The sequence below is a fragment of the Streptomyces sp. Tue6028 genome (assembly GCF_002300165.1).
In the GTDB taxonomy this organism is placed as follows: domain Bacteria; phylum Actinomycetota; class Actinomycetes; order Streptomycetales; family Streptomycetaceae; genus Streptomyces; species Streptomyces siamensis.
The window spans coordinates 98,391-111,218 of sequence record NZ_MLCE01000025.1; the positions used below are offsets into that span (position 1 = coordinate 98,391).

Below are 12,828 nucleotides of genomic sequence, written 5' to 3' on the forward strand. Positions count from 1 at the left end.
ACCGCGCCCGGCTCGGGACGAGGGCGGCCGCCTCGTAGGGTGGGTTCCATGACGGAACTGCCCGACCGGCGTCTGCTCCTGGTGCATGCGCACCCGGACGACGAGTCGATCAACAACGGCGCGACCATGGCCAAGTACGCGGCCGAGGGCGCCCAGGTGACGCTGGTGACCTGCACTCTCGGTGAGGAGGGCGAGGTCATCCCGCCCGGACTCGCCCACCTGGCGCCCGACCGCGAGGGCGGGCTCGGGCCGTACCGGGCGGGCGAGCTGGCCACCGCCATGAAGGAACTGGGCGTCACCGACCACCGGTTCCTGGGCGGTCAGGGACGCCATCGCGACTCCGGGATGATGGGCGTCGAACAGAACCGTCGCGCCGGTGCCTTCTGGTCCGCCGACCTCGACGAGGCCGCCGGTGACCTCGTCGCCGTGATCCGCGAGGTGCGCCCCCAGGTGCTCGTCACCTACGACCCCGACGGCGGATACGGGCACCCCGACCACATCAAGGCCCACCGCGTGGCCGTGCGCGCCGCCGAGCTCGCCGGTGACGGCGCCTTCCGCCGCGATCTCGGCGACCCCTGGAAGATCACCAAGGTCTACTGGAACCGGGTGCCGCGCTCCGTGGGCGAGCAGGCGTTCGCGCGGCTGCGGGAAGCGCTCCCGGAGCTGCCGTTCACCCGGTCCGCCGACCTCGCCGACGTCCCGGGTGTCGTCGACGACACGGCGATCACCACCGAGATCGACGGAACCGCGTACGCCGCCGCCAAAGCGGCCGCCATGCGGGCCCACGCCACCCAGATCGAGGTGTCCGAGCCCTGGTTCATCCTCTCGAACCAGCTGGCGCAGCCGCTCTTCACCACCGAGTACTACGAGTTGGTGAGCGGGGAGCGGCCCGGGACGCGGGAGACCGACCTGTTCGCGGGGATCGACCGAGAGGAAGCGGACGCGCGATGAGTACGACCGGACAGCGCGGGAGCATGCTCGCGCAGCCGCTGACACGGCCCTCCGCCGGGCGGATCGCCGTTTACCTGGGGCTCTTTCTGCTCGGCGCCCTCGTGGGCGCAGCCGGGGCGCTGGTGCAGTCCGGCTGGTTCCCCCTCGGACTGCTGCTCGCGCTCGCGGGTGCGGCCGGACTCTTCCTCGGAGGCAGCCGGGCGACCGGCACGCGTGCCGGGGCCGTCGCTCCCGCGGCCGGCTGGCTGGTGGCCGTCATCCTGCTCACCGCCAGCCGCCCCGAGGGCGACTTCCTGTTCGGCGCGGGCCTTGTCTCCTATCTCTTCCTGCTCGGCGGCATGGCTGTCGCTGTGATGTGCGCCACCCTCGGTCAGGGGCGGCAACCGGACGCCTCCGACGTCCGACTTGGCAAGTGACGTACCACTTCGCCGCATCGGACAGGTGCGGGTCCCGTGCGGGTTTCCTTCGCGGGCGAGGTTTGCGCGCCGGACACGGCCAGTATGGTGGTGCGCGCCGCCGAACTGCCCGAGATGAGGTCGAGTAAACGGGCGGTGGAGCCAACCGGGAGAACCTGCCTTGAGTCGTGAAACTGACAGTTCGTCCTCCGGGCCCAACGGGCGCGGTGGAGCCGCGTACCCGTCGGGGACGCCGCCGTACGGGACCCCCATGGCTTCCCAGAGCGGTGCCGACGCCGGCAATCCGCCGGAGGAGCGCAAGACCGAGACAACGCTGACGACGCGCATCCGGATCAACATCCCCGGATCGCGGCCCATCCCGCCCGTCGTCGTGCGCACACCCGTCGCGGACGCGGACACGTCCGCCGACGCCGCCGACGGCAGCGGGAACCCGTCGGAGCCGCCGCGGAACGCCGGTTCGCCGGCGCCGGCCGCCGGCTCCGCCCCCGCGCCCGTGCCCGCTGACCAATCCGGCGCTGCGCCCGCAGCGGCCGAGGAGAAGGCGAGCGACTGGTTCGCGCCCCGCAAGTCCGGTGCGCCCAAGGGCGGGCCGGGCGGCGGATCCACCAACGGAGCGGGTGTCACCGGCGGTTCGGCCGCCGCGCCCGCGCAGGGCGGGCGCCCCGGTGGCCAGAACGGCGCGCGGCCGGGTCCCCCGGCCGGAGCCCGGCCCGGTGGCGGGGCGAACCCTCCCCGTCCCGGCGGCACGAACGGTGCCGGGCTGCCCGGCGCCACCGGCGCCGGACCCGTGGCCCCCGGCCACGGTGGCGGCACGGGTTCCTTCGACGTCTCCGGAGCACTCGGCAGCACCGGCTCCTTCCCCGCCGTCGGCGCGGGCGGCTCCGAGCCGCGCCGCGACGACCTCCCGTACTTCGCGGAGAACGGCCAGGGCGGACCCGCGGGCCCGACCGGCGGCCCGGTCACCGGGGACGGCCCGATGGTGCCGCCCGCCGGTCCCGGTGTGGCGCCCGGCAGCCTGGCCGCGAGGCAGGGTCCGGGCGGACCCGGCGGCTCCGGTGCTCCCGGTGCCGTGCCCGGCGGCGGCCTCAGCGGCGGTCTGAGCGACGACACCGCGATCCTCACGCCGCAGAAGCCGGCCCCCGAGCCGGGCCCCGGCGGCTACGGCGCCCCCGGGGACAACGTCTCCGGTCACACCCTGACCAGCGGCATCCCCGTCGTGCCGTCCGCGCAGAACGCTCCGTTCGCGCCGGGCGCGCACACCGATGGACCGATGCCGCACACCCCGCCGAAGCTTCCCGAGCCGGTCCAGCAGCCCCCGGCCTCGTCGAAGCCGGCCAAGAACAAGAAGAAGGGCCGCAACAAGCCGGCCCTCCTGGGCGTCCTCGTGGTGGTCCTCGTCGGCGGTGCCTACGGCGCCGGCCTTCTGATGAACCACTCGGACGTGCCCAAGGGCACCACCGTGCTCGGCGTCGACATCGGCGGCGGCACCCGCGACGACGCCGTCAGGAAGCTCGACGACGCCCTCGGCGACCGCACGAACACGGCGCTCAAGCTGTCGGTCGACGGCGACACCGTCGCCCTCAAGCCGGACCAGGCCGGGCTCCAGCTCGACAGCCAGGCCACGGTCCGTGCCGCGGCGGGCAGCGACTACAACCCCGTCTCGGTGATCGGGTCGCTGTTCGGCCAGGAGCGCGTGGTCGAGCCCGTGATGCCGGTCGACGAGGAGAAGCTCCAGGCCGCGCTGGAGGGCGTCGCGGGCGGCTCCGGGTCGATGCAGGACGGCACGATCAAGTTCGTGTCCGGCAAGGCCGTCCCTGTGTACGGCAAGGCGGGCAAGGGCATCGACGTGGCCTCCTCGACCCAGGCCGTGCAGGACGCGTACCGCGCCCAGGTGGAGACCGGCGCGACCGCTCCGGTGAAGGTCGCCACCACGACGCGTCAGCCGAAGGTCGCGAACGCCGAGGTCGACCGGATGATGGCGAAGTTCGCGAAGCCGGCGATGTCGGCCAACGTGACCGTGCAGACGGACGCGGTGCACTCGATCCCGATGAGCCCGCAGAACTCGCTGTGGAAGTTCCTCGGGGTGGAAGCGACCCCCGACGGCAAGCTGACCGACAAGCCGGACCTGAACGCCCTGAAGGAGCTGTACGGTCAGACGTTCGACGGGGTGCTCATCACCCGGGCCAACGGCAAGAAGACGCCCGTCACCCCGCAGGACGTCTACGGCGCCCTCCGCCAGGCGCTGATGAGCAAGACCAACCGCGTCGCGGTCATCGAGACCAACCCGAATTAGTCCCGAGCCGGTTGGAAGGGGGCCCGGTCACGACCGGGCCCCCTTCCGCGCGACCGGGACCACGCGCGGCGCGAAGTGGCGTGCCACCCGCCGCACATGACATCTGTCATCTCCGAGAGACGACAAGCTGCACTGCCCCGGGCACCCCGTCCGTCGCCAGGATGGATGCCATGACAACGACTGCGGCGACCGCCACCTCGGTGGTCGGCTTCGAATCGGTGACCAAGACCTACGGCAGCGTACGGGCCGTGGACGGGCTGACCCTCGACCTGCACCCGGGCGAGACCGTCGCTCTGCTGGGCCCCAACGGCGCGGGCAAGTCCACGACCCTCGACCTCCTCCTCGGCCTCAAGCAGGCCGACAGCGGCGCGGTCCGGGTCTTCGGCACCAGCCCGCGCGAGGCCATCGTCGGCGGCCGGGTGGGCGCCATGCTGCAGAGCGGCGGGCTGATGGACGAGGTCACGGTGGGCGAGCTGGTGAAGCTCGCGTGCGACCTGCACCCGAAGCCCTTCCGCGTCCAGGACGTCCTCGCCCGGGCCGGGATCTCCCCGATCGCCGACCGCAAGGTCAACAAGCTCTCCGGCGGCCAGGCACAGCGCGTCCGCTTCGCCCTCGCCACCGCGGGCGACAGCGACCTGATCGTGCTCGACGAGCCCACCACCGGCATGGACGTCTCCGCCCGCCAGTCCTTCTGGGCGACCATGCGCGAACAGGCCGACCAGGGGCGCACGGTCCTGTTCGCCACGCACTACCTGGAGGAGGCCGACGCGATAGCCGACCGGGTGCTCGTCCTGCACCGGGGCCGACTGCTGGCCGACGGCACCGCGGCCGAGATCAAGGCGAAGGCCGGCGCCCGCCGGATCTCCTTCGACCTGGAGGGTCCGATCGACGAGGGCCCGCTGCGCGCGCTGCCCTTCCTGACGTCCGTCGACGTGTCCGGGCAGACCGTCCGCATCCAGTCCTCCGACGCCGACGCGACCGTGCACGCGCTGTACGGGCTCGGTGTCTACCCCCGCAACCTCGAAGTGTCCGGGCTCGGTCTCGAGCAGGCCTTCGTCGCCATCACGGCCGCCGAGGAGGCGAAGGCGAAGTGAACAGCCTGATCAAACTGGAGATCACCCGCGCCCTGCGCAACCGCAAGTTCCTGTTCTTCTCGGTGATCTACCCCTCGGCCCTGTTCCTGCTGATCGCGGGCAGCGCCGACAGCACGACCGAGGTCGACGGGACGGGCCTGAACCTGCCGACCTTCTTCATGGTCTCCATGGCGTCCTTCGGCGCCCTGACCGCCGTCCTGATGGGCAACAGCGAGCGCATCGCCAAGGAGCGCGAGAGCGGCTGGGTACGGCAGTTGAGGCTCACCACGCTCCCGGGCCGCGGCTATGTGTTCGCGAAGACGGCGAGCGCCGCCGTGATCAGCCTGCCCTCGATCGTGATCGTCTTCGTGGTCGCCGCGGCCGTGAAGAACGTACGGCTGGACGCCTGGCAGTGGATCGCCCTCACCCTCGCCATCTGGGCCGGGAGCCTCGTCTTCGCCGCGCTGGGCGTCGCCATCGGCTACCTCGCCAGCGGTGACGCGGTCCGCCCGATCACGATGATCACCTACTTCGGTCTGTCGATGCTCGGTGGCCTGTGGATGCCCACCACCACCTTCCCCGACTGGCTGCAGAACATCGCCAAGTGGCTGCCCACGCACGCGTACGCTGCCCTCGGGCAGGCCATCGAACTCGGCGACGCCCCGCACGCGAAGGACCTCGCCATCCTCGCCGTCTCCTTCGTCCTGTTCGTGGGCGGCGCGGCCTGGCTGTACCGGAAGGACACGCTGAAGGCGTGAGCAGCGTCGGCATCGGGCAGCGCCCGCAGAACCGCAAGCAGCAGATCGTCAAGGTCGTGTGGACCGGCATCTGGCTCGTCTACCTGAGCGCGCCGGTCAGCGACCTCGTGCACGGCGGACACAGCACCGGTGTCGTGGTGCTCGGCTGGATCGGCCTGATCGCATTCGTGCTCTGGTACGGCGCCCTCGTCTTCCGTACGGGGCGCGGGGAGAGCAACAGGCTGGTGCTCGGCTCCCTGGGCGCCCTCGCGACGCAGGCGGCCGTCCTCTCCCTCACGCTGGGGCGGGAATGGCTCGTGCTGTTCGTGTACGTGGCCATCGCGGCCGGCGCGGCCCTCCCGCTGCGCTGGGCGCGCCTGACCATCCCCACCGTGGCGGCCGTGCTGACGACGGTCGCCCTGATCGTCCCGGGCGGCAAGGCATATCTGGCGGGACTGCTCATCCCCGCCTTCCTCGGCGGGTTCGCCATGACCGGCGTGCGCGAGCTCCTGCGGACCACCATCGCGCTGCGCGAGGCCCGCGCCACGGTGGCCCAACTCGCCGCGAACGAAGAGCGGTTGCGGCTCGCCAGAGACCTGCACGACCTGCTCGGGCACTCGCTCTCGCTGATCACGCTGAAGAGCGAACTGGCCGGGCGGATGCTTCCCGACCACCCGGAGAAGGCGGCCCAGCAGGTCGCCGACATCGAACAGGTCAGCCGCCAGGCCCTCGTCGACGTGCGCGAGGCGGTCACCGGTTACCGCCGGCCCCGGCTCGCCGGTGAACTCGCCGGCACCCAGGTCGCGCTGACCGCGGCGGGCGTGCGGGCCGACCTGCCGGTCGAACCCGATCTCACCGGCGTGCCCGAGGAGAGCGAGTCGGCGCTCGCCTGGGCGCTGCGCGAGGCGGTCACCAACGTCGTACGGCACAGCGGGGCCCGGCGCTGCGCCGTGGAGCTCCTGCGCCGCCAGACGCTGGACGGGCCGGTGCTCGAACTGTCCGTGGAGGACGACGGCTCCGGCGGCTCCGGCGGCTCGCACGGCAACGGTCTGACCGGGCTGACCGAACGCCTGGAGAAGGCGGGCGGAACACTGGAGGCCGGCCGGGTGCGGCACGGGTTCCGGCTGGTCGCACGGGTGCCGCTGACGGGAGCGGAGGGGGGCGCGGACGCCGCGGACGACCCCGTAGGATCCGGGGCATGAGCCGCACGATCAAGGTCCTGCTCGCCGAGGACCAGTCGATGGTCCGCGAGGCGCTGGCAGCCCTGCTGGGCCTGGAACCGGACATCGAGGTGGTCGCCCAGGTGGCGCGCGGCGACGAGGTGCTGGCCGCCGCCCGCGAGCACGACGTCGACGTCGCGCTCCTCGACATCGAGATGCCGGGCAGGACGGGCATCGAGGCGGCGGCCGAGGTCCACGCGGCCCTCCCGGACGTCAAGTTGCTCATCCTGACGACGTTCGGCCGCCCCGGCTATCTGCGCAGCGCCATGGAGTCCGGCGCGGACGCCTTCCTGGTGAAGGACGCCCCCGCGGCCCAACTCGCCGCGGCGGTACGGAAGGTGCTGGACGGAGAGCGGGTCATCGACCCGACCCTCGCCGCCGCGGCGCTCGCCGAGGGGGCCAACCCGCTGACCGACCGTGAGCGTGAGGTGCTGCGCGCCGCGGCCGACGGCTCCACCAATGCCGAGCTGGCCGCCGCCCTCCATCTCTCCCAGGGCACCGTCCGCAACTACCTGTCCACGGCCATCCAGAAGCTGGCGGTCCGCAACAGGGCGGAGGCGGTACGGATCGCCCGCGAGAAGGGCTGGCTGTAGGCCTGGTCAGTTGAGCATCGCCCGTGCCGCGTCGGCCTGGTGGCGCACCCGGACCGCGGCCGGCTCGTCGACGGCGGCCACCACGTCCGCGTACGCGTCGAGTTCGGTGGCCCCACCCAGGAAGTCGCCGCGCTTGACCAGGAGCTGGGCCCGCTCGTAGCGCAGCCGCGCCGGGTGCGCGGGCAGCAGGAGGGACAGCTCGACGGCCCACAGCGACACGTCGGAGCGCTCCGGACGGGGGGCCGCCCAGGCCCGGATGTTGTTCAGGACGCGCAGGACGACGTCGAGGGGGTCGGCGGGGGAGAGCATCGACGGGTCGAGGGGCGCGCCGGTCGCCCCCGCGACGAGCAGTTCGGCGTCCGGGCCGGTCAGGACCCGCCCGCCGTCGAAGGGATCGGCGAGCACCTGCTGCTCGGCGGGTCCGAAGCCCACGACGAAGTGGCCGGGCAGGGCGACTCCGTACACCGGCGCGCCGGCCCGTCGCGCCACCTCCATCCACACCACGGAGAGCAGGATGGGCAGCCCGCGGTGCCGCATCAGCACCTCGTGCAGCAGTGAGGACTCCAGCCGCTGGTAGTCGGCCGGCGAGCCGTGGAACCCGCAGCGCCCCCCGAGCAGTTCGGCGAGGGCCGCGGCCCAGGACCGCGGCCCGCCCGGGCGGAACGGCAGCAGTCCCGCCAGCCGGTCCAGCTCGATCTGCGCCGCGTCCGTCCCGGCCTCGTCGAGCGTCCCGTCGGCCGCCGCCCCGATCAGCAGGCACAGCATCGACAGGTCCGGCCGTTCGGTCCGGGCCTCCTCGGCGAAGAGCCGTCGCACCTCGGCGGCCCGCTCCGGTTCCGGTGGTTGTGGAGAGGAACGCATGCCGGACTCGTGCCCCTTCACGCCGATCGATACGGCTCGGCGGCGCCGAAACCGTGCCCGGCCGCTCCGGCGCCCGCGACCCGGCGGTAGTGGTGGTAGGAGTGGTGGGGCCCGAAGCCCATCCCGGTGTACAGCGCACGTGCGGCCGCGTTGTCGTCCTCCACCTGGAGCCAGGCGGCCGAGGCGCCCTCGTCCAGGGCCCGGCGGGCCAGGGCGGCCATCACGGCGGTGCCGAGGCCCCTGCGCCGGTGCGCCGGGTCGACCTCGACGGCGGCGAACCCGGCCCAGCGGCCGTCCACCACGCAGCGGCCGATCGCGGCGGGCGCGGCGCCCTCCTCGCCCGGCACGGTCGCGAACCACACGGAGGGCCCGCTGCCCAGCACCTTCAGCGCCACCTCGCCGAGGCCCTTGCGCTGGTAGCGGCCCAGCCAGGCGTCGTCGGCCGTACGCGAGAGCGTGACCCCCGGCGCGTCCCGGTCCCCGATCGGCGCGAGCGAACCGATCCACAGGCCGGCCGTCACCTCACGGACCCAGCCGCGCTCCTCCAGGTCCGCGCACAGCAGCTCCTGCGTGCCCTCGGCCCCGGTCGCGGTCTGGACGTAGGCGGGCAGGTCACGGGCGGCGTACCAGGCGCTCGCGTACGCCAGCGCGTCGTCCAGCGGCATGCCGGGGTCCCCGAGGGGCAGCACCGAGTTGGCCCGCCGGGTGAACCCGGCGGCGGCCCGCAGCTCCCATCCGCCGAGCCGCTCGCTCTCCACCGGCCGCCAGGCCCGCGCGGCGACCCGCGCCAGCTCCTCGTACGAGGCCGCGGGGCCCCGGCGACGCGCCGGGGCGGCCGGCACGACCTTGCCCGCGACCAGCGAGGATTCCGCGATCCGGACACGTTCGCCGGTCCGCCGTGTGATCAGCAGCACACCGTTGTCCCATGATGTGAGAACACCGACCGTGTCGGTGAACTTCTCCCCCGTGTCTCCATCGTCGCTCAAGCGTCGTACCGAGACACGTTTTCCCACGTCAGCAGCGGTGATACGGACCTCAAGGCGGCCGGACGACGAGATTTCCACAGGTCAGTTCACCCCTCCTGTTCGGATCATGCCCAAGAACGGAGATACTAGGGGCGGGCATCGACGACGCCGCGCTCCCGCGCGCCAGGCGGCGGAGCCTACGGAGGCCCGCCAGCGCCCTATCGAGGAGGAACGACAGCGTGACCTACGTCATCGCGCAGCCTTGTGTCGACGTCAAGGACAAGGCGTGCATCGAGGAGTGCCCGGTCGACTGCATCTACGAGGGCTCCCGGTCCTTGTACATCCACCCGGACGAATGCGTCGACTGTGGAGCCTGTGAGCCGGTGTGCCCGGTCGAGGCGATCTTCTACGAGGACGACACTCCCGAAGAGTGGAAGGACTACTACAAGGCGAACGTCGAGTTCTTCGACGAGCTCGGCTCGCCCGGCGGCGCCAGCAAGCTCGGTCTGATCGAGCGCGACCACCCCTTCGTCGCAGCGCTGCCGCCGCAGAACCAGTAAGCGGCTCGCACACGCACCGCCTCGGTCCCGTACGGCCGGATCGTTCCGGTCGCCGTACGGGACCGAGGCGTTTGCCGTACCGGGCGCGTGCGCCGCGCGCGACGGGTACGGCCCGCGGCGAGCACAGCGAGTACCAGCGATACGTACGGGTCGTACGTACGAGAAAGTGAGCCCGATCCCGTGTCCGCAGTCTCCGACCGGCTTCCCACCTTCCCCTGGGACAAGCTGGAGCCCTACAAGGCGACGGCCGCCGCTCACCCGGGCGGCATCGTCGACCTGTCCGTCGGCACCCCGGTCGATCCGGTGCCTGAGCTGATCCAGAAGGCTCTGGTCGCCGCCGCGGACTCGCCGGGCTATCCCACCGTGTGGGGCACGCCCGAGCTGCGGGACGCGCTCACGGGCTGGGTGGAGCGGCGCCTCGGGGCGCGGGACGTCACCCACCGCCATGTGCTGCCCGTCGTCGGCTCCAAGGAGCTCGTGGCCTGGCTGCCGACGCAGCTGGGCCTCGGCCCCGGCGACAAGGTCGCCTACCCGCGCCTCGCGTACCCGACGTACGAGGTCGGGGCGCGGCTGGCCCGGGCCGAGCACGTCGTCTACGACGACCCCACCGAACTGGACCCGACGGGTCTGAAGCTGCTGTGGCTCAACTCGCCGTCGAACCCCACCGGCCGGGTCCTGTCCAAGGAGGAGCTGACCCGGATCGTCGCCTGGGCCCGCCAGCACGGTGTGCTGGTCTTCTCCGACGAGTGCTACATCGAGCTGGGCTGGGAGGCGGACCCGGTCTCGGTGCTGCACCCGGACGTGTGCGGCGGTTCCTACGAGGGGATCGTCTCGGTGCACTCCCTCTCGAAGCGCTCGAACCTGGCCGGCTACCGTGCCGCCTTCCTCGCGGGCGACCCCGCCGTCCTCGGCGAGCTCCTCCAGATCCGCAAGCACGGCGGCATGATGACGTCGGCGCCGACGCAGGCCGCGGTGGTCGCCGCCCTTTCGGACGACACCCACGTCCGTGAGCAGCGCGAGCGCTACGCCGCCCGGCGCACCGCGCTGCGTGACGCGCTGCTCGGCCACGGCTTCCGCATCGAGCACAGCGAGGCGAGCCTCTACCTCTGGGCCACCCGCGACGAGTCCTGCTGGGACACGGTGGCCCATCTGGCCGAGCTGGGCATCCTGGTCGCCCCCGGCGACTTCTACGGCACGGCGGGCGAGACGTTCGTTCGCGTCGCCCTGACGGCTTCGGACGAGCGGGTCGCCGCGGCGGTCGAGCGACTGTCCCGCCGGGCCTGAGCCCGCGGCCGAACAGCGCGGAGGGGTCCGGGGACAGCTCCCCGGACCCCTCCGTCGTACCGGCCTTGGATCAGGCGTACCGGCCCTGTGGTCAGCCGAGCGGCAGCCCCTTCAGCGGCAGCTGGCCGGTCGGCAGCCCGCCCTTGGTCACCGCGTCCGTCGGCAGGCCACCACCGGTCGCCGTCTTCGTGGTGTCGCCGAGCAGACCGCCGGCCTGCCCCGCCGCGCCGCCGGCCGCCTTCTGCGCGGCCGGCGTCGCCTTCTTGGCGACCTTCCCACCGGTCTTGCCCGCGGCGGGCACGGCCTTCTTGACCGCCTTGCCGCCGGTGTCGCCCGCGAGCTTGGTGACGTTCTGTGCCGCACCGTCGACGGTGTTGCCGACGCTCGCCCCGTCCAGGGCGGTCAGCCCACCGAGGTCGGGGGTGGCCGGGAGTTCGGCCGCAGCGCTGGCGGAGCCGGCCGCACCGACCACGGGAGCCGCTCCCGCTGCGATGAGCAGCGCGGCACGGGCGATCCGGCGGGTCAGGGGGAGGGACATGATGCTCCTTAGACGGGAGAGAACGTGGAAGTGTCCACCCGAGCCCGGAAGTTGACCGGCTGGCTGCCGGTGATCGTTCTGGGCGTCGGACGCAGTGACTACCGCTCGAAACCCGCGAAGGTTGCGGTGGCCCGACGTAAAGAGTTGGCAATGCGTCGCATTATCGGCTGCGGATAAAAGCGGGCAAAGGGCACCCGGTCGGAAAGTCTGCTGAATCCTTACCGCCCTTTGTTCTCAAGGGATTCGACGGTGGCGAGGGTGACCGCGCGAAAACCTGCGCACATCGGCGGAGCCGCACGGTGCGAGTCCCCCGGACGGGTGAGGCGCCGTACTACTGCGCAGTGACGATCCGGACCTTGGTGACGGCCTTCCCCGCGGCCGAGCTTCCCTGCGCACCCGTCGTGCGCCACTCGCCCTCGGTGCTGCCGGCGGTCCACTCGCGCCCCGCGTACGACACCCGCTCGATGTGCAGCGCCGAGGAGTTCGCCACGGCCCAGTGCGCCACCTCCCAGCCGCGCCGGGCGGCGTCCGTGTCGGAGGCGGTCCCCTCGCGTACGGGGACGGTCACGGTCCGGCTGCCGCGCGTCGCCGGAGTCGGCGCGGTGGCCGACGGCGCGGCGGAGGCACCCCCGGCGCCCACGTCGGCACCCGCCTCCTGGAGCACGTCGCGTCCGAAGTCCCGTACGAGCGCGGTCCGCACCGAGTCCGAGCCGCCCGCCTCGGTCGCGTCCGGGCGCCCTTCGCAGGTCAGCGTGGCCGCCGCGCGGCCGGTCAGGGCCGCGGCGAGCAGGGTGGCGTCCGGCTCGTGCTTCGCGTACGCCTGGGGATAGCCGCTGCGCTGCACCCGCTGCGCGGCGACGGTGAGCGGCAGCCGCGAATAGCCCGGCACCTTCGCCAGGTGCTCGTAGAAGATCCCCGCCGAGTACGTCGGGTCCATGATCTGCTTCGTCGTGCCCCAGCCCTGCGAGGGCCGCTGCTGGAACAGGCCGAGCGAGTCACGGTCGCCGTGGGTGATGTTGCGCAGGCCGGACTCCTGGAGCGCCGTGGCCAGGGCGATCGTCACCGCGCGCTCGGGCATGCCCCGGGAGGTGCCCACCGCGGAGATCGTCGCCGCGTTCACCGCCTGCTCCGGGGTGAACTCGTACGACGCGCCGTCGCCCTTGCCCGAGACGACCTTGCACCTCGGCGCGCCGGTGCCTCCCGTGAGGTACTGCACGGCGAGATAGCCCGCGAGCGCGAGCAGGACCACGACGGCCGCCCCGGAACGGAGGAGGCGGCCGCGCCGGACGGGTGCGGGGGACGGCTCTGACACGACGTACAAGGTACTGGAGGGTCCT

General features: G+C 72.7%; 13 protein-coding genes. 9 read left to right on the forward strand and 4 right to left on the reverse strand.

Going from position 1 to position 12,828, the window contains the following annotated elements; all coding sequences use genetic code 11:
• Nucleotides 1–48: 48 nt before the first annotated feature.
• From mshB to BKI49_RS24555, 7 genes are all read left to right on the forward strand, one after another.
• Nucleotides 49–951 (forward strand): N-acetyl-1-D-myo-inositol-2-amino-2-deoxy-alpha-D-glucopyranoside deacetylase, encoded by a 903-nt coding sequence (mshB, locus tag BKI49_RS24525; RefSeq protein WP_095936448.1) that lies wholly within the window; start codon nucleotides 49–51, stop codon nucleotides 949–951.
• Nucleotides 948–1,367, forward strand: a complete 420-nt coding sequence (locus tag BKI49_RS24530; protein ID WP_095936449.1) for a DUF6113 family protein — start codon at nucleotides 948–950, stop codon at nucleotides 1,365–1,367. The genes mshB and BKI49_RS24530 overlap by 4 nt, the downstream gene beginning before the upstream one ends.
• Before the next feature lie 160 nt (nucleotides 1,368–1,527).
• The gene (locus BKI49_RS24535; protein ID WP_095936450.1) at nucleotides 1,528–3,660 is read left to right on the forward strand and encodes a hypothetical protein; all 2,133 of its coding nucleotides are present in this window, start codon (nucleotides 1,528–1,530) and stop codon (nucleotides 3,658–3,660) included.
• A 170-nt stretch (nucleotides 3,661–3,830) separates the two neighbouring features.
• The gene (locus BKI49_RS24540; RefSeq protein WP_179332563.1) at nucleotides 3,831–4,754 is read left to right on the forward strand and encodes an ABC transporter ATP-binding protein; all 924 of its coding nucleotides are present in this window, start codon (nucleotides 3,831–3,833) and stop codon (nucleotides 4,752–4,754) included.
• Nucleotides 4,751–5,491, forward strand: coding sequence for an ABC transporter permease (locus BKI49_RS24545; protein WP_095936452.1), 741 nt, complete (start codon nucleotides 4,751–4,753; stop codon nucleotides 5,489–5,491). The genes BKI49_RS24540 and BKI49_RS24545 overlap by 4 nt, the downstream gene beginning before the upstream one ends.
• Nucleotides 5,488–6,672, forward strand: coding sequence for a sensor histidine kinase (locus BKI49_RS24550; protein ID WP_095936453.1), 1,185 nt, complete (start codon nucleotides 5,488–5,490; stop codon nucleotides 6,670–6,672). The genes BKI49_RS24545 and BKI49_RS24550 overlap by 4 nt, the downstream gene beginning before the upstream one ends.
• Entirely contained in the window at nucleotides 6,669–7,283 is a 615-nt protein-coding gene (locus BKI49_RS24555) for a response regulator transcription factor (RefSeq protein ID WP_028801960.1), read from the forward strand. The genes BKI49_RS24550 and BKI49_RS24555 overlap by 4 nt, the downstream gene beginning before the upstream one ends.
• A gap of 6 nt (nucleotides 7,284–7,289) precedes the next feature.
• On the opposite strand, the gene BKI49_RS24560 is transcribed toward BKI49_RS24555, so the two are convergent.
• Both BKI49_RS24560 and BKI49_RS24565 read right to left on the reverse strand, forming a co-directional pair.
• Complete coding sequence (locus BKI49_RS24560; RefSeq protein ID WP_095936488.1) at nucleotides 7,290–8,144, reverse strand: transglutaminase family protein; 855 nt, start codon at nucleotides 8,142–8,144, stop codon at nucleotides 7,290–7,292.
• Between the two features lie 17 nt (nucleotides 8,145–8,161).
• Nucleotides 8,162–9,208 (reverse strand): GNAT family N-acetyltransferase, encoded by a 1,047-nt coding sequence (locus BKI49_RS24565; RefSeq protein ID WP_095936454.1) that lies wholly within the window; start codon nucleotides 9,206–9,208, stop codon nucleotides 8,162–8,164.
• A gap of 140 nt (nucleotides 9,209–9,348) precedes the next feature.
• Here BKI49_RS24565 and fdxA point away from each other — a divergent pair, with 140 nt between their 5' ends.
• Nucleotides 9,349–9,669, forward strand: coding sequence for a ferredoxin (gene fdxA / locus BKI49_RS24570; RefSeq protein ID WP_019058397.1), 321 nt, complete (start codon nucleotides 9,349–9,351; stop codon nucleotides 9,667–9,669).
• A gap of 180 nt (nucleotides 9,670–9,849) precedes the next feature.
• Nucleotides 9,850–10,953 (forward strand): bifunctional succinyldiaminopimelate transaminase/glutamate-prephenate aminotransferase, encoded by a 1,104-nt coding sequence (locus tag BKI49_RS24575; protein WP_095936455.1) that lies wholly within the window; start codon nucleotides 9,850–9,852, stop codon nucleotides 10,951–10,953.
• A 91-nt stretch (nucleotides 10,954–11,044) separates the two neighbouring features.
• On the opposite strand, the gene BKI49_RS24580 is transcribed toward BKI49_RS24575, so the two are convergent.
• Nucleotides 11,045–11,491: an ATP-binding protein gene (locus tag BKI49_RS24580; protein ID WP_095936456.1), complete on the reverse strand. Its 447-nt coding sequence runs from the start codon at nucleotides 11,489–11,491 to the stop codon at nucleotides 11,045–11,047.
• Between the two features lie 331 nt (nucleotides 11,492–11,822).
• A complete protein-coding gene (locus tag BKI49_RS24585; RefSeq protein ID WP_095936489.1) occupies nucleotides 11,823–12,803 on the reverse strand; it encodes a VldE C-terminal domain-containing protein in 981 nt (326 codons plus the stop codon).
• Nucleotides 12,804–12,828 lie beyond the last annotated feature (25 nt).

Bases quoted from the DNA above. Each gene is read 5' to 3' on its own strand.
- mshB (WP_095936448.1), top strand. From the start codon at position 49: ATGACGGAACTGCCCGACCGGCGTCTGCTCCTGGTGCATGCGCACCCG.
- BKI49_RS24530 (WP_095936449.1), top strand. From the start codon at position 948: ATGAGTACGACCGGACAGCGCGGGAGCATGCTCGCGCAGCCGCTGACA.
- BKI49_RS24540 (WP_179332563.1), top strand. From the start codon at position 3,831: ATGACAACGACTGCGGCGACCGCCACCTCGGTGGTCGGCTTCGAATCG.
- BKI49_RS24555 (WP_028801960.1), top strand. From the start codon at position 6,669: ATGAGCCGCACGATCAAGGTCCTGCTCGCCGAGGACCAGTCGATGGTC.
- BKI49_RS24560 (WP_095936488.1), bottom strand. From the start codon at position 8,144: ATGCGTTCCTCTCCACAACCACCGGAACCGGAGCGGGCCGCCGAGGTG.
- BKI49_RS24580 (WP_095936456.1), bottom strand. From the start codon at position 11,491: ATGTCCCTCCCCCTGACCCGCCGGATCGCCCGTGCCGCGCTGCTCATC.